At 53.9% G+C, this 19,411-nt stretch carries 17 protein-coding genes; 10 read left to right on the top strand and 7 right to left on the bottom strand.

Features of this window, described 5'->3' with window-relative positions; genetic code table 11:
• Positions 1-62: 62 nt before the first annotated feature.
• The 3 genes from NST44_RS13165 to NST44_RS13155 form a co-directional block, all read right to left on the bottom strand.
• Positions 63-1,679, bottom strand: coding sequence for an ABC transporter substrate-binding protein (locus tag NST44_RS13165; RefSeq protein ID WP_028406062.1), 1,617 nt, complete (start codon positions 1,677-1,679; stop codon positions 63-65).
• Between the two features lie 355 nt (positions 1,680-2,034).
• Positions 2,035-4,491: an AraC family transcriptional regulator gene (locus tag NST44_RS13160; protein ID WP_028406061.1), complete on the bottom strand. Its 2,457-nt coding sequence runs from the start codon at positions 4,489-4,491 to the stop codon at positions 2,035-2,037.
• A 134-nt stretch (positions 4,492-4,625) separates the two neighbouring features.
• Positions 4,626-5,054, bottom strand: a complete 429-nt coding sequence (locus NST44_RS13155) for a winged helix-turn-helix transcriptional regulator (RefSeq protein ID WP_007127592.1) — start codon at positions 5,052-5,054, stop codon at positions 4,626-4,628.
• A 210-nt stretch (positions 5,055-5,264) separates the two neighbouring features.
• Between NST44_RS13155 and NST44_RS13150 the strand changes: the two genes are divergently transcribed.
• From NST44_RS13150 to NST44_RS13135, 4 genes are all read left to right on the top strand, one after another.
• Positions 5,265-6,437 (top strand): MFS transporter, encoded by a 1,173-nt coding sequence (locus NST44_RS13150; RefSeq protein ID WP_007127591.1) that lies wholly within the window; start codon positions 5,265-5,267, stop codon positions 6,435-6,437.
• A gap of 248 nt (positions 6,438-6,685) precedes the next feature.
• Positions 6,686-7,432, top strand: coding sequence for a cupin domain-containing protein (locus NST44_RS13145; protein ID WP_340899808.1), 747 nt, complete (start codon positions 6,686-6,688; stop codon positions 7,430-7,432).
• A gap of 171 nt (positions 7,433-7,603) precedes the next feature.
• Positions 7,604-8,965, top strand: a complete 1,362-nt coding sequence (locus NST44_RS13140) for a dipeptidase (RefSeq protein WP_213613492.1) — start codon at positions 7,604-7,606, stop codon at positions 8,963-8,965.
• A 352-nt stretch (positions 8,966-9,317) separates the two neighbouring features.
• Positions 9,318-10,457 carry an alcohol dehydrogenase catalytic domain-containing protein gene (locus tag NST44_RS13135; protein ID WP_144867505.1) on the top strand — a complete coding sequence of 380 codons (1,140 nt, stop codon included), beginning with the start codon at positions 9,318-9,320 and terminating at the stop codon, positions 10,455-10,457.
• 123 nt (positions 10,458-10,580) lie between these two features.
• Here NST44_RS13135 and NST44_RS13130 read toward each other — a convergent pair whose 3' ends face one another.
• Positions 10,581-10,943 carry a hypothetical protein gene (locus tag NST44_RS13130; RefSeq protein ID WP_007127586.1) on the bottom strand — a complete coding sequence of 121 codons (363 nt, stop codon included), beginning with the start codon at positions 10,941-10,943 and terminating at the stop codon, positions 10,581-10,583.
• A gap of 173 nt (positions 10,944-11,116) precedes the next feature.
• On the opposite strand from NST44_RS13130, the gene NST44_RS13125 reads away from it, so the two are divergent.
• The 3 genes from NST44_RS13125 to NST44_RS13115 all read left to right on the top strand — a co-directional run bounded on the left by NST44_RS13125 (position 11,117) and on the right by NST44_RS13115 (position 13,089).
• Entirely contained in the window at positions 11,117-11,611 is a 495-nt protein-coding gene (locus NST44_RS13125) for a DinB family protein (protein WP_007127585.1), read from the top strand.
• Between the two features lie 177 nt (positions 11,612-11,788).
• On the top strand, positions 11,789-12,781 hold the full coding sequence (locus NST44_RS13120; RefSeq protein WP_340899803.1) for a helix-turn-helix transcriptional regulator: 993 nt from the start codon (positions 11,789-11,791) through the stop codon (positions 12,779-12,781).
• Between the two features lie 5 nt (positions 12,782-12,786).
• A complete protein-coding gene (locus NST44_RS13115; protein ID WP_007127583.1) occupies positions 12,787-13,089 on the top strand; it encodes a putative quinol monooxygenase in 303 nt (100 codons plus the stop codon).
• 116 nt (positions 13,090-13,205) lie between these two features.
• Here the strand turns inward: NST44_RS13115 and NST44_RS13110 are convergent, their stop codons facing one another.
• Positions 13,206-14,033 carry an AraC family transcriptional regulator gene (locus NST44_RS13110; RefSeq protein ID WP_007127582.1) on the bottom strand — a complete coding sequence of 276 codons (828 nt, stop codon included), beginning with the start codon at positions 14,031-14,033 and terminating at the stop codon, positions 13,206-13,208.
• A 119-nt stretch (positions 14,034-14,152) separates the two neighbouring features.
• Here NST44_RS13110 and NST44_RS13105 point away from each other — a divergent pair, with 119 nt between their 5' ends.
• The 3 genes from NST44_RS13105 to NST44_RS13095 all read left to right on the top strand — a co-directional run bounded on the left by NST44_RS13105 (position 14,153) and on the right by NST44_RS13095 (position 17,534).
• A complete protein-coding gene (locus NST44_RS13105) occupies positions 14,153-15,502 on the top strand; it encodes an alpha-L-fucosidase (protein WP_007127581.1) in 1,350 nt (449 codons plus the stop codon).
• 359 nt (positions 15,503-15,861) lie between these two features.
• Entirely contained in the window at positions 15,862-16,746 is an 885-nt protein-coding gene (locus tag NST44_RS13100; protein ID WP_007127580.1) for an ATP-binding cassette domain-containing protein, read from the top strand.
• On the top strand, positions 16,743-17,534 hold the full coding sequence (locus NST44_RS13095; RefSeq protein WP_007127579.1) for an ABC transporter permease: 792 nt from the start codon (positions 16,743-16,745) through the stop codon (positions 17,532-17,534). The genes NST44_RS13100 and NST44_RS13095 overlap by 4 nt, the downstream gene beginning before the upstream one ends.
• A 231-nt stretch (positions 17,535-17,765) precedes the next feature.
• Here the strand turns inward: NST44_RS13095 and NST44_RS13090 are convergent, their stop codons facing one another.
• Both NST44_RS13090 and NST44_RS13085 read right to left on the bottom strand, forming a co-directional pair.
• Positions 17,766-18,578: a TetR/AcrR family transcriptional regulator gene (locus NST44_RS13090; RefSeq protein ID WP_007127578.1), complete on the bottom strand. Its 813-nt coding sequence runs from the start codon at positions 18,576-18,578 to the stop codon at positions 17,766-17,768.
• 198 nt (positions 18,579-18,776) lie between these two features.
• Complete coding sequence (locus NST44_RS13085; RefSeq protein ID WP_007127577.1) at positions 18,777-19,124, bottom strand: VOC family protein; 348 nt, start codon at positions 19,122-19,124, stop codon at positions 18,777-18,779.
• Positions 19,125-19,411: the final 287 nt, after the last annotated feature.

The following is a 19,411-nucleotide window of genomic DNA, read 5'->3' as shown; positions in this document are numbered from 1 at the left end:
GCTAGGGGGAGGAGGCCATCTTCACCCGCTGAAAATGGCCTAGTCTCGCCCGTTATCCCCGATTAGTTCTTGCTCATGTATTCGTCGTAATATTTCTGCATGATCTCCAGGTTTTGATTGAGGCCGGCCTTCTCGCTTTCCTTCACGTAAGCATCCCATTCCGCTTCAATGCCGCCCTTGGTCACCCATTTGGCAAAGCTGGACTCGGCCAGATTCATGACGTTGGTGTTGTTAAGGCTCATCGTGTTGTTGTCCATCGTCGAATATTTAATGAACATGCCCGGAAAAACATCCTTCTCCGGATCGACCTCCAGCGCTTCGGCAAGCGGCTCCGATTGGCCGAGCACCTCCTGCATATCGGTACCGAGCGTCAGCTCCAGCGAATCCGGAATATAAAAAGCCCCGTTATCCGCCATCGTCGACGTCCATTTCCACGTGCCCGGGTCCATTTTGTCATCCGCCGGAGGCAGAACGCTGTATGTACCGTCCCCATTGTCTTTAATATTCGGCCCGATCGATCCGAACAGCACCTGCATCCCGACTTCCGGCGCGTACAGCTCGTTGATGAACCGCATCGCCGCTTCCTTCTGCTTGCTCTTTGCCGACATGACGATATGGTTCGTTCCGTAGTTGAGCGAGTAGTAGTCATAGCTCCAGGACAGCTCTCCGGCATAATCGGCCGTCGCCTTGAGCGGCGGCATGGACGCGTATTGCGACGCAAGCTGCTGTCCGAACCGATCGGAAGCCACCCAGCCCCAAGTAAAGCCGACCTTCGCCGTATCCCCTTCGCCCCGTGCAACGGACTGATACTTGGTATAGTCGTGCGTAAACACTTCCGGATTGATCAATCCCGCCCGATACAGCTTATGAAGGAACGCGACCATCATCTTGTAGCGCTCGTCCGTAAGATAATTCTTCACCTTGCCGTCTTCTACAAAATAGCCCTGCGGGCTCCCGTCCGTCAGTGTGATCCCCATGCTGCCAAGCATCACCGCCGGGTTGAAATATCCGCCGATGCCTCCCGGCCAATCCATCGGTATTTCGTCATTCGGGTCGCCGTTGCCATTGGCATCCTTCTCTTTGAACGCGACGAGCACCTCGTACAATTCGTCCCATGTCGTCGGCATTGTAAGCCCGAGCTCATCAAGCCACTTCTGGTTAATGAACTGACGGCTGGCCGAAGCGGGCCAGAAGCGTTGATATTTCGGAAGCCCGTAAATTTTCCCGTCGGGCTGGGTAGCGATGAGCTTCGTATCCGGCTTTTCGTTGAACATCTTCTGCACGTTCGGTGCCTGGTCAAGCATGCCGGACAAGTCCTGGAACAGTCCTTGGAACTGGGCGAAATCCGCGTCCGTGATCACATTCGGTCCGATGAACAAATCCGGAATGTCGCCGCTGGCCAGCATCGTTCCCTTCTTCTGTCCCCAATCGGCCGTAATTTCCTGCCATTCGATCTCCACCCCGGCGGCTTCTTCCACTTTCTGCAGCCACTCCATCTCAGCCAGCGGCTTTGTCAAAGCATGCTTGGTCATGATGGCCGTCAGCTTTACTTTTTTGTCTGAAGTGTTACCCGGTGGTTCGGCTGAATCGTCCGTTCCGCTTCCGGAACCGCTGCATCCGGCCATCAGCATCGCCATGACCAAGAAGAGTGAGATGTAAACGTTTACTCTTTTCCGCATTGTTCTACCTCCAGCTATTTATTTGCAGCATCCAATCCCTCTCGGGTTTTTGCCGCAGCTTTGCTTGCCCTGATCGGACACCTATGACTCTAAATGGAGGCGGGAAGCCGCGTAAACGGGCAGTATTTTACCGATACGCATTTTTTGAAAGCGCTTATATCGCCAAAGAAGAGGCAAATCAGGGATCTGCCTCTCTATGCGGACATTCAAAATTTGTAGATATTCAAAAATTGTCAGCTGCATGCCGCGTCGTCCGAGCGAATATGAGCGTCCAGCAGCCATTATTTCAGCGCGCGCCGGGAGAGAATCGCGTGCCTAGCGTCCTTTGGGCGGACAGGCTCAACGCCATCGGTCCTCATGCATCTTTGTGAGTATTCCGGTATTGCCCCGGCGTGGTGCCCATGATTTTTTTAAAGGCCCGGATAAAGCTCGAGGTATTGGTGTATCCCGACTTCTGAGCGATGGACTCCAACGTTTCGTCAGTCTCCCGCAGCAGCTGAATCGATGTTTGAATGCGAAGCCGCTCGATGTATTCCTTGAAATTTTGTCCCATCGTTTTCTTGAAATGGTGGCTGAAATTCGATACGGACATGCCGAAGTGGTCAGCCATCAGCTGCAGGGAGCAGCTCGGATCCAACCCTTTTTCATCGATGACCGCCAGGATCTCTTCCCGTGTCGCCGTACGTGCGGCAGGGACCGTGTCCCGGATGAATTCGCACAGCTTCAAGCTGCTCTCGCGAATAATTCCGATCATTTGCTCCATGGTATAACGCGGCTTGAAGGCTGCGTCTGTCAGCCGCAGCAGGGTTTGATCTTCGCGGCGGAAGCGCTGCAGGCCGTTGATGATGACGGTCACCGTGTTTAAATACACGCTTCGGATCATATGCGGCGGCATGCCGTCACTGCGGATATACCCGATCAGCCGTTCGGTCAAGCCGGCCACCATCTCGGGCTCGTTCTTCAGGATGGAGAGCTCCAGCGACTGCAGCATCTCGGCTACGTAAGAGACGGCGCCCGAATGCGTTGCTCCGATCTCGTCAAAGGTCAGCACCGGCGCTGTTTCGCGAACCCGCACATGCTCCACCGTCCGGAGCGCCTGCAAATATGACGTTTGCGCCGCCCTCGGGCAGCGGTAATCTCCCGGCCTGCCAATACCGATCATCACCCGGGTCCCCTCTGCGCCGACGAGCTCCTCCTGAAGCTGCGTCAAAAAAGCTTGAAGCGGAAAGCTCGGTGGATGAGCGCAAATCAGGACGATTTCATGATGATACACGCTTCTGCAAAAATATCCGTTCACGCCGTCAGGCCAGCGATCCTCGGCTTGCCTGCAGAAATCCGCCGCAGTATTGAACTCTTCCTCGGATTCGCACGCCAGCACGGCCACCGTAAGAATGGTACCGCCAGGCAGAGCCGGATCGCCCCCCTGCATCGTCTCAAGAACCGAAGCAGCAGGCGATGATGCTTCTTGGGCTGGGTCGACCGGCACAGCAGCAGGTGGTGCTTCTTGGGCCGGGTCGATCGGAGATGGAGGATCGTGAAATGGGGAGCCCTGAGGCTTGGTTTCGCTGCCTGGCTGGGAACCGTCAAACGCGACTCCGACCTTGTCCGCCTCCTGCGCGAACGCCTCCCATGTCCCGTATTGCCCGACGACGAGCCCGAACAGAATATTGTCCCGCATAATCGGCAACGTTCCCTTCACCCTCTCGTCAAGTCTGCTGTTGGCGGCGGACAGCTCGTTTAGCGTATAGCGGATCGTATCGATCTCATTCATGGGCCTTCGCTGCTGCGGCTCGAACAAGCTGACCGCCACATCGACAAGGCGCTTGATCGGATGATAATTTTTGCGGATGGATATGTAGACCACGATAACCTCAAGCAGCAAAACAAGCCCGACGAGGAGGGCCGTGTTCCATTGGATGGTCCGAAGGCCCTGCAGCGATTCCGACACCGGAATCAGGCTCACATATTTCCAACCGTTCTTATCCGATACCGACGTCGAGACGAGATACGAAATCCCGTTGATCCGCTCAATTCCGGATGTGGCCCCCGGGTCTGCTCCCATGCCCTTTACGAGCGCCGACATATCATCGGACGCCTCGTAGATCTTCTTGTTTGAAGCGACAAGAGGCCGTCCTTCATTGTCAAAAATAAAAAAATCCCCGGTATAAATTTCGGACACCGACCGCATCATCCGAAGGATCGTGTCCTCCCGGACCATAATAAGGACGGCGCCCGGGGAATTGGAGCCGCCGACCGGGAGCGGCTGAAGAAAGGTTAGCAGCCTCAGCCGGTTATGGCCGGGAATAATGACGTTCTCCACCGGGCGCACGATGGGCTGGTTTAATGTGTTCAGCGTGTCCACCATCTCCTCATGCGGCCAGTCCTCATAATAGAATCCCACGCCAGGGATCGCCAAATCCTGCACGCTGTATGCGCTTCCAGTCTTGGAAAACAAATAACCGATGTTCTTCACATACAGCAGCGTGTTGTAGATAAAGGCATCGGTTGCGTTGTATTTTTTCATTTCATTAGCAATGAGCACGCGCTGATAGTCGCTCTCCTCCGCCTTGTACATCCTGAATTCGCGGTTCTGGACAAGCTCGTACGGCAGGTTATACACATACCGCGTGAACGTATCCATTGAGGTCATGAACTGCTCGGTAATATGCGCATTCCAGTCCAGCTCCTTCTCCTTTACGACATCGGCGGAATATGGGTAGTAATAGAACAAAATCATGGCAATCGGAAACAACAGCACAAGAAAATAGGAAATCAGCAGTTTGGTCAGCAGGTTGGCTTTCGGCTTTCCCAATCCGTCATTTCACCTCCAGTGTTCTCACATACTTGAAAAAGTTATATATAAGAATACGAAATTTTCATAAAAAAGAAAACTCAATTCCTGGGGTGACATCCCGTGAATTGAGCTTGTTTCCGGCTGCCTGCCGGTTAGGTTTGGGTCTGCCGAAGCGGCTCGGCTCCCCATTTCTTGGCCCAGCGCTCCATTGCCGTCAATGAATCCAAGAAATCCATGCCTTTTGCCGTCAGGGCGTACTCCACCGACACCGGCACGGTCGGAATTACCGTCCGGGAGACGATCCCGGAAAGCTCCAGATGCCGCAGCACGTTGGTGAGGGACTGCGTCTTCACGACCGCGACGTCCCGATGAAGCTGGTTGAACCGTTTAGGTCCCTGCGCCAGCTGCGCGATGACGAGAAAGGCCCATTTTGCGCCGAGTATTTGTAGAACCGTGCAGATGTGCTTGAAATCGTACAGGTCCGAGTTTTCACCAGCCCCATGGTTATTTTGAGGCTGATGAATTTGCTCTTGCTCAGCATGGCTTTCTGTTCCCTGAACCTCATTCCTTAACATGCTCACTGCTTCATTCCTCCTCTCAAACTTACTAATCGTTAGTTAATCAAACAAGTTGGATAATATCTATTTTATTTGCCTTCTTACATAATATATGGGGCTTACTTATAATACAAACACAAAGAGATCTCGCGTATGTTAAACATCCGAATCGGCATGTGCTAGCCATGATCCGGTAAACTCGGATATTCCACAAAGCTGAAGGGATGGATTCGAATGAACCGACTCACAATGTATTTGGTTACGCTCGGGGTGTTTTTAACCGCTACCTCCGAGCTGGTTGTCTCCGGCATCTTATACCCCATATCGGAGGATCTGCATATTTCGCTTGCGCTCGCCGGCCAATTGATTACGGCCTATTCGCTTTCTTTTGCCATCGGAACACCGATCCTGGTGTCCCTTACCGCACGCATGGACCGAAAAAAGGTGCTGCTTGGCTCGCTCCTGGTATATATCGCCGGAAGCCTCGTTTCCTTTGCCAGCCATGACATATGGCTGCTAATGGGATCCCGGGTCCTGCTGGGCGTGAGCTCGGGCGTATATCTGGTGTCGGCCATGGGAGCGGCCGCTAAGCTGACGCCTCCTGAGCATCTCGGCCGTGCCATCGGAACGATCGTTCTCGGCTTCAGCAGCGCCATGGTGCTTGGGGTTCCGATCGGCATAATGATCGCAAATGCGTTAAGCTGGCAGGCCATCTTCCTGCTGCTGGCCCTGCTCAGCCTGCTGATTGTTTTCCTTCTCGCGCGTCTCCTGCCTAATGTGGAAGGAGATGAGCCGGTACCGTTTCATCAGCAGTTCAAGGTCCTCGGCAGCGTCGTCATTGTCAGCGCCCTGCTCCTTACGCTATTCCGGGAATCCGGCAATTCGGTGTTATTTACCTTCATTGCGGCATTTCTGCAGGATATCTTCCGGATTCCTCCAGCAGGAATCAGCATCGTCATGCTCGTGTTTGGCGTTTTGGGCGCCGTCGGCGCAAAGCTTGGAGGATATGGCGTGGACCGGTTCGGCGCTTCCAAAGTCATCATCGCCAGCATGATGATCCACATCGGGGTATTCGCCATTCTCCCGCTCTTGCACTCCCCTCTGATCGGCCTTCCCTTCATCGGCATGATGGTCATCTCGATGTTTGCTGCGGGTCCGGCCGTACAGAGCTATTTCATCCAGCAGGCCCCGGGCTCTCCGAACCTGATCTTGAGCTTGAACACGTCTATCATTCACCTTGGTCTTGCGGCTGGCGCAGGCGCCGGCGGCTTCATGGTCAACGCATCCTCCACGCTCCAATACCACCCATGGCTCGGGGCGCTTGTGCTTGCGCTTGGCCTGGCAGCAGGGCTGGTCAGCTTCTCCGCCGGGAGAAGAAAGCCGCTGTCCGAATCGCCAGCCGCCTGATTAACAGGCGCGTTAGGAGACGGCTCGCAGTGATTTATGAAAGCGAAAGCTGTGGTTCATGAAAGCGAGAGCCGTCTTTCGGTTTGATAAAGACACGAGCCGCTCCGTCATATTTATGGCTTTATCTCAAAGCAATCCGCCATTTAGCCTGCAGCCTCGAAAAAAATGGGCTCACGCCCTTCTGTCCACCGTCATACCGTATTCTATAGGTTCATGCCTACTCCGAAAAAAGAAGGGCGGAAGCAGCTATGGCAGTGTCTTATATGGATTTCACTTCGCCGTCTGTACGGTTTACTTACGACGTCAACCAAAACCGATTTTTCACGAAGGATAGCCAGAACTTTATCAATTCCCTATCCATCAACCAATTGAATACGCTTGGCAATGCCTCGCTGCTGGATATCTATCTCAGCAGGGGCAATGTCGTGGAGCCGCACATCCACCAGAACGCATCCGAATTAGTGTATGCCGTCACGGGCGCGGCAACGGTCTCCATAATCAACCCGTTTACGAAGGAGCTGTTGAATTTTCCGATTACGCCGGGTCAGGTCGCCCTCGTGCCTCAAGGCTGGTGGCATTACGAAATCGCTACGGCTGACGATACGCATTTATTGGCCATCTTTGACGCTCCGGTTCCGGAGTTCATCGGGGGGTCCGATCTTCTGCGGCTGACACCGGCCAGCGTCTTCGCGCACACGTACTGCCTGAATAAGGCGAAAGTGAAAGAAACCCTTGCGCCAATTAAGGATACGGTCGTGATCGGCCCGCCGAAAGACTGCCCGAACCAAGGGCAGGTTCAGGGCGAAATGATTCAGCAGCATAATAAACGCGATTATTACGATATGTTTCAACAGCAGCAGGAGCAGCTGCTCGAGCAGCAAGAGCGCCATTTCCAGCACCAGTTTCAACACTCCTCCGGGCGGCAGCCGCAGGAGCAGCTCCCCCGTCGTCAGGTCATCGGAAACGGCTGGGATATTTTTGCCGAGGAATTCTAATCAGGGCTTCACAAGACGGGATACGCCGCGGAAATGCGGGCGTATCCTTTGCTTCTGTCCCAGCCAATGGCATCCTTCTTCCGCCTCATATTTCGCATTCGCCGAAAAACGGTTAGAATAAGAAGATACGGCATCTTTCGAATGCCAATGTAAATCGAAGGAGGAACCATCATGAGCGTTGATTATAAAGCGTATTTCGCTGAACACCGGGAGACTCATCTTAACGAACTGAAAGAATGGCTGTCGATCCCGAGCATCTCGGCCCTGTCCGAGCATAAAGGCGATGTTGCTAAAGCTGCGGAATGGCTTGCAGGCAAGCTGACCGAGGCGGGACTCGAGCATGTTGAAATTCACCAGACGGACGGACACCCGATCATTACCGCCGATTATCTCCACGCGGAAGGAAAGCCGACCCTGCTGATTTACGGCCATTACGACGTCCAGCCCGTTGATCCGCTTCACCTGTGGGAGACGCCGCCGTTTGAGCCTGCGATACGGAACGGCAAGCTGTACGCACGCGGAGCTACCGACGACAAGGGCCAGCTGTTTCTGCATGTTAAGGCGGTCGAAGCCATTTTGAAGCAGGAGAAGGAGCTGCCTGTCAATATTAAGTTCTGTATCGAAGGGGAGGAGGAGGTATCCAGCCCGAACCTGCCGCTGTATCTCGATAACAACAAGGACAAGCTGGCTGCCGATGCGATTCTGATCTCGGACACTTCCCTGCTTGCTCCGGGCAAGCCTGCGATCTCGACCGGCCTTCGCGGATTATGCTCCCTCGAGCTGTCTCTTGAAACAGCCAACACCGATCTTCATTCCGGTACATACGGCGGCGGCGTGCCGAACGCCCTGCATGCGATGGTGTCCTTGCTGGCATCGCTTCATGACGAGCAAGGCCGCGTCGCGGTTGACGGCTTTTACGACGGCGTGCTTGAGCTTTCCCCTGAAATGCGCGAGGAATTCGCCAAGCAGGAGTTTGACGAAGAGAAGCTCAAGAAGGATCTCGGGCTGGATTCCCTCTACGGCGAAGAAGGCTTCTCCTTCGTGGAACGCGTCGGCGCGCGCCCAACGCTTGAGCTGAACGGGGTATACGGCGGATTCCAGGGCGAAGGCAGCAAGACGGTCATTCCGAGGGAAGCTCATGCGAAAATCACCTGCCGTCTGGTGGCCAACCAGGATCCGCAGGCTGTTCTCGACGTGATCGAGAAGCATCTGTATGCCCACACCCCGGTCGGCACCAAGATTACCTTCAAGCCGAAGGAAAAGGCATTCGCCTTCAACATCGATCCCACCCATCCGATGCTGCAGAAAGCCGCAGACGCCTTCGAGAACGTGTACGGCACACGCGCGCTGTTCACGAAAGACGGAGGATCGATTCCGATCGTCGAGAAGCTATCCAGCACGCTGAACGCCCCTGCCGTGATGATGGGCTTTGGCTTGCCGGATGAGAATCTGCATGCGCCGAACGAACATTTTAATTTGGAAAATTTCGATAAAGGCTTGCTGACGATCGTGGAGTATATGAAGCTGGTTTAATTATGCGCAATGCTTGCCAGCCTTTGCCAGCATCCTATACACAGTCACACATCTGAACGAACGCATAAAGAGCACGGATTGTCCCACCGGGGCATCCGTGTTTTTGTTTTTTCCCGCTTTTTTACAAACCGATGAGGTGCCCATGCCGATCGTATCGTATACGAAAGCAGTACGTTTTAGCCAAAACGTGCAGGCCGCCCCATGATATGCACGTATGGAACAATCATGCAGGGGCATGATAATGGCCAGAGGCAGATTCAAAATAATCTCCTGCCGACTTGGCAGTTCGTTTCTATATGTACATATCGGGTATTAGATTTCCGAGTGCATCTTGATTAAGGAGGGATTCTTGATGAGAGCAGTTACGTTTCAGGGAGCCAAGGACATTCAAGTGAAGCAGGTGGAGGCTCCATCCATCCAAACCGAGGACGATATCATCGTTCGAATTACATCGACGGCGATTTGCGGCTCGGATCTTCATATTTATCTAGGGGGTATGCCGGCGGCGAAGGATTATGTCATCGGGCATGAGCCCATGGGGATCGTGGAGGAAGTCGGCTCCAACGTAACCCGCGTCAAAAAAGGGGACCGGGTCGTGATTCCGTTCAACGTATCATGCGGACACTGCTATTACTGCAATCACGATATGGAGAGTCAATGCGACAGCTCCAACGGCAATCCGGATGTCCATTCCGGCGGATACCTCGGCTTCACCGCGCGCTACGGGAATTATCCCGGCGGCCAAGCCGAATATTTACGGGTGCCTTACGGGAATTTCATGCCTCTGGTCATTCCGGAATCGTGCGAGCTTGAGGATGAAGCGCTGCTCCTCCTCTCCGATGTGCTGCCCACCGCTTACTGGAGCGTTGAAAATGCCGGCGTCAAACCGGGTGATACGGTAACGGTGCTGGGCTGCGGGCCAGTCGGACTGATGGTCCAGAAGTTCGCCTGGATGAAGGGAGCGAAGCGGGTCATTGCCATCGACCGAGTGCCCTACCGTCTGGATAAGGCCAAGCGAATGAACCAGGCTGAAGTCTATAATTTCGAGGACTACGATGATATGGGCTTGTATATTCGCGAAATCACGAAAGGCGGTACCGATATCGTCATTGATTGCGTCGGTATGGACGGCAAAAAAACGGCGATGGAGGCCATCGGCCAAAAGCTGAAGCTCCAGGGCGGCACGCTGAGCGCCATCGACATCGCCATCGAAGCGGTCCGGAAATTCGGGACCATACAGCTTACCGGCGTGTACGGATCTTTGTACAATATGTTCCCGCTGGGTCATATTTTCGAACGAAACGTCACGCTCACGATGGGGCAAGCGCCCGTCATACACTATATGCCGGAGCTGTTCAAGAAAATCACGGCCGGGGAGATCGATCCGACCGAGATTATCTCCCACCGCTTTCCGCTTGAGAAAGCCAGCGAAGCCTACCGGATTTTCTATGAGCATGAGGACGACTGCACCAAAGTGGTCCTGAAGCCTTGACCATAAGCCTGCTATCCAATGTCAAATGTTACAGCCAAGTTTCCCCGGCCTTTTCGGAAGGTCGCGGAACCGCTTGGCTTTTTATTGTTTTTTTCGGAATCCCCCGCTCTCTACGCTACGATCCTATGGCTTCGGATTAACCCGAAGGATCGTCCCGCACGGATCCGAGATCCAGAACCCCTTCGAATTTTCGTAAATTTCCACTTCGTCCCGCCGATCAACGCCCTGCTCCCGCAAGTAGTCCTTCGCAAGTTCCGGATCATTCGCTTGCACTTCCAGCCACACATCGTTCTGAGGATAGGAGTCCTTGCAATCGAGCCAGAGCGTGTTCGGGCCCAGGCTAAACGCGTGGGATTCGTCCTTGAACCCCAAATACGGAAGCTTCAAAACGTCCCGGTAAAACCTTACGGTTTCCTCGTATTTGAATTTCGGAATTTTCAGTGCAATATTGTTGCCTCCGGTAAATTGAATATCTGCTGATGACATAATTTCGAGTCCCTCCCGCTTTTTTACAGTTATTATAGCACGCATCCTCCCGGTGAAATTCTTCCAGTTTGCCGAATTGCCTGTGCAAACAAAGAATCACTGACCGTAACTGTCAGGGATTCGGGAATATACTTGCCCTATGGATAACCCACTAAAAAAGCGAGGTTGGTTGAATGTTGAATATCGAGGATTTTTGCGAACTATGGACCAAAGAGGTTCAAATCACCGAGCGGGTAATGAACGCTTTGACCGATGAATCGCTGAAGCAGTCCATCACGGAACAGCACCGTTCCGTAGGGCAGCTCGCCTGGCATCTGGTCATGTCGATTCAGTATATGAGCATGCTCGGTTTGAGTTTTGAAGGCCCGTCGCGGGAGCAGCAAATTCCCGATTCCGCGAGCGTCATTCTGGAAAGCTACCGCGGGGTAAGCCGTGCCTTTTTGGATGCCGTGAAGTCTCAGTGGACGGAGCAGGATCTATACGTGTCGCATGATATCGCTGGAGAGGCATGGAGAAACGGAGAGTCGTTGCAATTCCTCATCGTCCATCAAGCCCATCACCGCGGACAGATGACCGTGCTTATGCGGCAGGCAGGCATCCGGATACCTGAGCTTTACGGTCCGACCTATGATACCTGGATCGACAAGGGCATGGACCCGCTCGTCTAAAGACGATACAATCGATACAAGCGGGAGCGCCGTTCAGGATGTTGTACCCGATGAAAAGGCCACTAAGGGCATGAATTCGGAGCTGTGCTGCTTGAACGGCATTCCCCTTAATGGATCGGAAACCAAAAAGAGCCTCTACTGGCTTCCGGCATGATTCGCGAAAGGGGCTGTTCACCGATGGCTAAAGCCGATAATATGCTGTCCATCCTGTGGATGCTTCGATCGGGCAGAAAAATAACGGCTCAACAAATCGCTGATGAGCTGGAAATTCATATCCGCACGGTCTATCGCTGCATCGATTCCCTATGCGCCAGCGGGGCGCCGATCATTGCGGATTCGGGACCGAACGGAGGCTACCGGCTGCTCGGAGCCTTTGCCGAATCCCCGCTCATGTTCGATGCGGACGAGCAGAAAGCGCTCGTGCATGCCTCCATTTTCGCAAGAGAAGCGGGTTATCCGTTTACGGAAGCCCTGGAGCGGGCCATCCATAAGCTGAAGCGCTATACGAACGAGGAGCAGCTTCATCAGATCGAGCTGCACGGCGGGGGCATCTCTGTCCTTCAGCCCCCTGTCAGCCAAGAGATCCGATCGTTGCTCCGAACGCTGGAGAATGCGTCGGCACATGGCATCACGCTGAAGATGACTTATTCCAAAGGAAGAGAGAAGGACGCCTCCGTCCGGGAATTCGACCCGTACAGCATCGTCCATTGGAAGGGCCATTGGTATGCCGCCGGCTTTTGCCGATTACGCCAGGAGGTACGAAGCTTCCGCGTCGATCGCATGTCCGGGCTGGAGCTGACCGATCATCGTTTTGAGCGGCCGGATAACTTCTCGGCCAAGGATGTACTGCTCGGCGGTTTGATTCCGGATACCGGCAATGCGGAGAACTTGGAATACGTCATCATCCGGGGCCATGAGTTTACGCTGAACGAATTGTGCCAGCACTGGCTGTTCGGGCACACCCTGGTCAAGCGCCTGCCTGAAGAAGCTCATTTCCGGCTGGCCGCCGATTCCCTGATGTCGTATGTCCCCTACTTCCTGCTCCCTTATGGCAAAGCCCTGACCGTTCTCGAGCCGAGATCTCTGATCATGCGGCTGTGGGAGGTTGCGGGCGGCATGGCCCGGCATTACGAGGCATTGTTGACTGAAATGAAGACATACGAGGAGTGATACCCATGGAAAAATTCGCCATGTACGGAAAATTAATTGCCCATCCGGGCAAGCGCGACGAGCTGGCAGGCATTTTGCTTGAGGCTGCGGACATGCTGAGCGATAATGCGGACTGCGAGCTGTACATCGTCAATGTTTCGGACAGCGATCCGAATGCGGTATGGGTCACGGAATTATGGAGCAGCGCCGAGGCACATGCCGCTTCCCTTCAGGGAGCGGACACATCGGAGCTGCTGCAGCGCGGCCGCAAGCTGATCGCCGGCGCGGAGCCCCTGAAGCTAAAACCGCTGGGCGGCAAAGGGCTGTAGGCATCCCCTGATCAGATGAACGTGACGCAAAAAAACAAGGTCAATCGGAGTACGTTCCGATTGGCCTAGTTTGTATTGCCTGCCCGGCAGCCGTTCGTCGCCGCTGCCATGGACGCTCAGATATTGTTTCGATATTCCGAAGGGCTGTAGCCCACCTCTTTCCGGAATGTTTTCGAGAAATAATTCGCCGACTCGAAGCCGGTCGCATCGGCGATTTCCTTGATGCTGAGGCTTGTTGTCCGCAGCAGCAGCTTAGCGCGCTCCATCCGTTTGACGCTTAAATATTTTTGAGGCGTGATCCCGAAGTGGCGCTTGAAGTATTTAATAAAGTAATTCGGATGCAAATGCAGGGTTCCCGCCATCTGTTCCAGCGTGATCTCCTCGTGCAGATGATCTTTAACATACTGCTGCACCTTATTAAGACGTTCCATGTCCCCGGTCCGGTGCGAATGAATCTGCGGCTCCTGATCGGAGAACACCCTGGAGAGGATGTCCAGCATAACCGATTTCTCCTTCAAGCGGGCGGCAACGGTTTCGGTATGATGGGCATCCACCAGCTCTTGAAACAAATGCGACATCTCCAGCGGCTGTTCCAGATCGTAGCACCTAGGAACATCCAGCCATGAGAACACATCCGCATCGCCTACGGCGGCCGAGAAATGGCACCAGTATTTCAGAAACGGCCGGTCGCTGATGGTGGAATAGGATTGCTTCGTCCGGGCCGGCATCAGAATCAATTGGCCGGGCTTCGGATACAGCTCCTCCTCTCCGATTTTCACCCAGCCCTCCCCTTCCAGGATGAAATAGAGCTTATTATAGGACACGGTGTAATCCAGCTCTCTCCACTCCGGCCAGCATTGCGTCTTCTTCGCTTCCAAAATTTGAACCTGCATGTTTAAGAGCATCTGCTGAATCGCTTCTTGCTCGCTTCGTTCACTCTTCATCTTCCATGTTCCTTCAAAGTTATTATAATACCCGTCAGAGTTAAGTAATTATCTATTCATACTAACATATTCTTGTTAAAATCAAACCCGACAAATCCTAGTACCGAAAGGTTGATCCTATGACGACAACTACCGCTTCGCAAAATCAAGTCATCCTCGAACGAAATGAACGCGTACGTTGGTTCCAGAACGACCGCTTCGGCATGTTTATCCATTGGGGACTCTATTCGATCCCGGCTAGAGGCGAATGGCTCCGGAGCACGGAACAGATGAGCATCGAGCAGTATCAGACCTATTTTGATGAATTCGACCCCGTCGATTATAATCCTCGCGAATGGGCCAAGGCGGCCAAAAAAGCCGGCATGAAGTATGCGGTGCTGACCGCCAAGCACCATGACGGCTTCTGCTTGTTCGACAGCAAGCTGACCGAATATAAAGCAACCAATACCAAAGCCGGCCGGGATCTCGTGAGAGAGTTCCTGGAAGCTTTCCGGGAAGAAGGGCTTAAGGTCGGGCTCTATTATTCGCTGATCGATTGGTATCATGAGGACTATCCCGCCTTCGGAGACCGGATTCATCCGATGAGAGGAAACGAAGCCTTTAAGCGGGATCCGAACAACTTTGACCGCTATTTGGACTACATGCACGGGCAGATCCGCGAGCTGCTGACCGATTACGGCAAACTGGATATTATGTGGTTCGACTTCTCATATGACAATATGCGCGGCGAAGTATGGCGTGCTACCGAGCTCATGAAGATGATCCGCGGGCTTCAGCCGCATATCCTGATCGATAATCGGCTGGAGGGCAGCGGCGAGAGCGGCGGAAGCATCTATACGACCGAGCCGTCCATATACAGCGGGGACTTCGCTTCCCCCGAGCAGATCATCCCTCCGCATGGCGTTGTCGATGTAACGGGCGCACCCATTCCTTGGGAGGCATGCATTACGCTGAACAATAACTGGGGATATGCGGCCGCTGACCGCAACTACAAATCGGCGACCACGATCATCCGCAAGCTGGTGGAATGCGTCAGCAAAAACGGCAACATGCTGCTTAATGTCGGGCCGGACGCCAAAGGCGTCATTCCGAAGGAAAGCCTTGATGTGCTCGCGGAAATCGGCGATTGGATGAGCCGCAACAGCGACAGCATTTACGGATGCGCAGCCGCCGAATTTCCGAAGCCGGAATGGGGACGGTATACCCAAAAAGGCAACAAGCTGTATGCCCACGTCTTCGAGGAGCCGATCGGGCCCATCAATCTCGTCGGCTTGGCGGGCAAGGTCAAGAAAGCCCGGCTTCTGGCTGACGGCTACGAGCTGCTGCTCGGCCGCCCGTGGAGTGCAGCCGAATTCACCGAGGATGCATTCGTCAGCTTTGCCCGTCCGGAGCACTTCACCTTCCCGCTCCCGGACAAACGCAATACCGTCATCGAGCTTGAGCTTGAGGACGGGGCAGACCCGTCATAACAACATACTGCAGGCAAGCATGATTGAGCCTCCGCTGGATGTGTACATTGCATCCTTGCGGAGGCTTCTTGCCTTTATCAGCTCCTCTCCCCTTTAATCGCCCTTGCAACAAAGCTGGTTATTTTCTTGATACAGGGCCTTCAATTCGAACGAACAGAATAATAACCTCCGTCCAAAATGAAACTCAGGATTACCGGCATGATCTCATCAAGAGGCTTCATCGCCCCCTCCTTTATACCTGTCTCTATAGGACCTCTCGCCAACGAAAAAAATCATATTGAAATAAAACTGTTTATATAATATACTGATTAAGAAATAAACTGTTTATTATATACACAATTAATAAAGGAGCGTCGATCATGCGGAAATATGCCGTGGAAATTCAAGGACTGTACAAACGGTTCGGCAGCCAGCAGGTGCTGGACGGAATCGATCTGAAAGTGCCGGAGGGCAGTGTGTTGGCCCTGCTCGGTCCCAATGGGGCCGGTAAAACCACCTTGGTCAACATCATGTCAACCTTGGTCACTCCTGATGCGGGGACCTTGCTAATTAACGGGTACGATGTGAGCCGGGAGCGCCAGAAGGTACAGCAATCGATCAGTCTTACCGGTCAATTCGCCGCCGTGGACGAAGTGTTGACCGCCGAAGAAAATCTTCGGATGATATGCAGGCTGTCCGGACTCACGGGAGCAGAGGCCCGCATTCGAAGCACGGAGCTGCTGGCTTACTTTGATCTGGCATCGGCACGATCCAAGCGCGCAGGCACCTTTTCCGGCGGCATGAAAAGGCGCCTGGATCTGGCGATCAGTCTCGTCGTGCCAAAACCCGTTCTGTTCCTGGATGAACCGACGACCGGGCTTGATACCCGAAGCCGACGCGCGCTGTGGGATATGATTTTGCAGCTGAAAAGCCAAGGCATCACGATTGTCCTCACTACGCAATATCTGGAGGAAGCGGATCAGCTTGCCGACCGGATTGCGGTGCTTGATGGGGGGCATATCGTGGCGGAAGGAAGTCCGGAGGAGCTAAAATCCCGGGTCGGGGGCGAGGTACTGGAGCTGCGGAACGCGGAGGATGAGGTCATTCATCGCATTCCCACGAGCGGATCTATAGGGGATGTTGCAAACACGCTTCAGGAGCTTATGCGCCAGCTTCCGACGGAAACGCGGGTCGGCATCCACAGGCCGAACATGGATGAAGTATTCATCGCGCTGACTGAAAAGAAAATGGAGGAGATCGTATGATTGTCAAACCTGTTCACACCGCAAAGAAAACATCGCTTGCCGTTACCCAAAGCGTCTTTATCGGACGCAGCCTCCGCCACAGCCTCCGCAATGCGGATGCGATGCTGATGGCGATTCTGCTGCCGGTGCTCTTGATGCTGCTGTTCACGTACGTATTCGGCGGAGCGATCGATTCCAGCGGCGATTACGTAAACTACGTCGTGCCCGGAATTATTCTGTTATGCGCGGGCTTCGGCTCCTCCTCGGTGGCCGTCGACGTCGCGCAAGATATGACGAACGGCATTATCGACCGGTTCCGGACGATGCCGATTCGCAGCGTTAGTGTCATTACCGGACACGTCGTCGCTAGTCTGGCCCGCAATCTGCTGGCAACCGGCGTTGTGCTCGCGGTTGCCTTGCTCGTCGGCTTCAAGCCTACTGCCGGCATACTCGATTGGGTATTCGCGGTAGCCCTTATCGCCTTGTTCATCCTCGCCTTCACCTGGCTGTTTGCGGCGATCGGCATGGTCGCCGGCAGCCCTGCCGCAGCGGGGAGCTACGGGTTCGCCCTGCTCTTTCTGCCTTACCTTTCCAGCGCCTTCGTCAAGACGGATACGATGCCGGAATGGCTGCAGTGGATTGCAAGCAACCAGCCCATTACGCCGGTGATCGAGTCCCTTCGCGGATTGCTGATGGGAGCTTCGATACGCGAGTTTATCGGATGGGCAATCGGGTGGTGCTTGCTCATTTTGCTCGTCTCATTGCTATGGGGCATGTGGTCATTCCGCAGAAGAGCGGGCCGCCGGTAATATGGGCAAACGCTTGACCTCTCCTAAGGGAACATCTCGCGTTGGCTGTCACAAGCAGCAATATCATCATCCCTAATGCCACCCGGGAGTTGGCGTATTCCTTAAGTCTCAATTTCAAATCGTCCATGACTTCTCCCATCAGGGACAAAAAAAGCGATCCGATCGGATCGCTTTTGCATTTTTTCTTTCCTATTGTCACGATCTCTTAAACTTATAATTTCCGGAACCTCGCTACCCGTTAGCCTCCTCCTTCTCCTTCCCCTGCTCCTTCTTCTTCATTTCCAGATAGTGCTCGATTCCGTCCAAAATGCGCTCCAGCCCGAAATCAATGTCGTTCCCGATCGGATTCTCTCCCGGGTTCTCTTCCGTGTAGACGCCGGACATGATGACGGGGTACAGGAACGGGAACTGCTCGGGCTTCACGAGCGCCTTCAGCGCCAAGGTATAGTCCGTCCCGCTGAAACGCTCCGCGGTGGACCCTGATTTGAGCGCAAGATCCATATCCCGTTGGATGAGGCCGCTGGATCTCGCATAGTTGCTCAGCAGCAGAATGAAAGAGATTTTTTCATAGTCATTCAGCGGAAAATCCCTCATGAAGCGCAATCCCCAATCGATGACCCGGAGATTGTTCGGGGTTATCGGCACGCCGGAGATTGGAATGTCGCCGAACCAGGGATGGTCCCGGAATACCTGCATGCTTAATTTGACGAATAGGCGCATGTTGTCCCGCCAATCCGGAGCATCCTCATCCGGAAGCGGAACCTCGCAGACCGCATCCTGCATGAGCAGCAGAAGGTCGTCCTTGCTGGGAATGTAGCGGTACAGCGACATGGCGGTGTACCCTAAAGACGATGCCACCCGGTTCATCGAAACGGCGGACAACCCATCCCGATCGGCTATTTCGATTGCAGCGTCAACGATCTGCCGGATGCTCAGCTCCCTCTTCGGCCCGCGCTGAGGGGGCTTGACCAATCCCCAGCTAAGCGCAGCGCCGCCGGGGAGCATTGCTCCGATATCCTGCTCTGTCGTTTTATCTTTTGACATAACCTATGCGTCCTTTCCGAAGGCTGTTAGTCCCGATAAGCCATTAAATTGTTTATTATATAAACAGTATATCACAGACTACGCGCGGCCGGCAGGCCAAACGGGAACATGGCGGCGCTGTTTGAATCATTACGTACGCTCTTTCTGGACTCAAGCGTGGTCCGATGCATGCCGGGATGGATGTCGCCTCATATGGATTCAATGCATCAGAATATTGACGAGCTTGCCGAACGGATCGCGTACGAAAAATCGGCGAACGCCCCAAGGCTCATCCACTGGGCCGTATTCGACAGGGAAGCCGGCGTTTTTCATATCGGCCAACACCGCCTCGACATCGTCGACTTCGATGGAAAGGTCGGGTACGGGCGTGCCGGATCCTCCCTCTTCGGCAAAGCTGATCTGTACCTGCATCGTTTCCGCCGACCCGTAGGTAGCAAACCAGCCGTGATCCATCAGCAGTTCCAGACCGAGCACGTCCTGATAGAAACGTTTAGCTTCCGCAATTCGTCCCGTTTCAATATTAGCCATAATTCGTTTGACTGCCATAGCACATATTCCTCCTTTGTTAGAGCCTACACTCTTCAGCTCTTCTGCTCCTCTGCTCTTAACCCTTCTAGCTTTCTGCCCCTCTCCCCTTCTACCCTTCTGCTCCGCAGATCCCTTTTCTCGAACTTCCCCAAATTAACGAATCCGGCGTCCACGCACAAAACACGCTAATCACTTGCAATGAAGTATAACAAATACTTCCAAAAAAGAAAACGTATACAGACATCATGCTTCAGGACTGTCATCATCTATCGGCGGTTCGATCCCACTCGTCCATATTGAAAAGG

Source organism: Paenibacillus sp. FSL W8-0919 (assembly GCF_038003785.1).
In the GTDB taxonomy this organism is placed as follows: Bacteria; Bacillota; Bacilli; order Paenibacillales; family Paenibacillaceae; genus Paenibacillus_AQ; species Paenibacillus_AQ lactis.
This window is presented reverse-complemented; position numbering and strand designations above follow the sequence as displayed.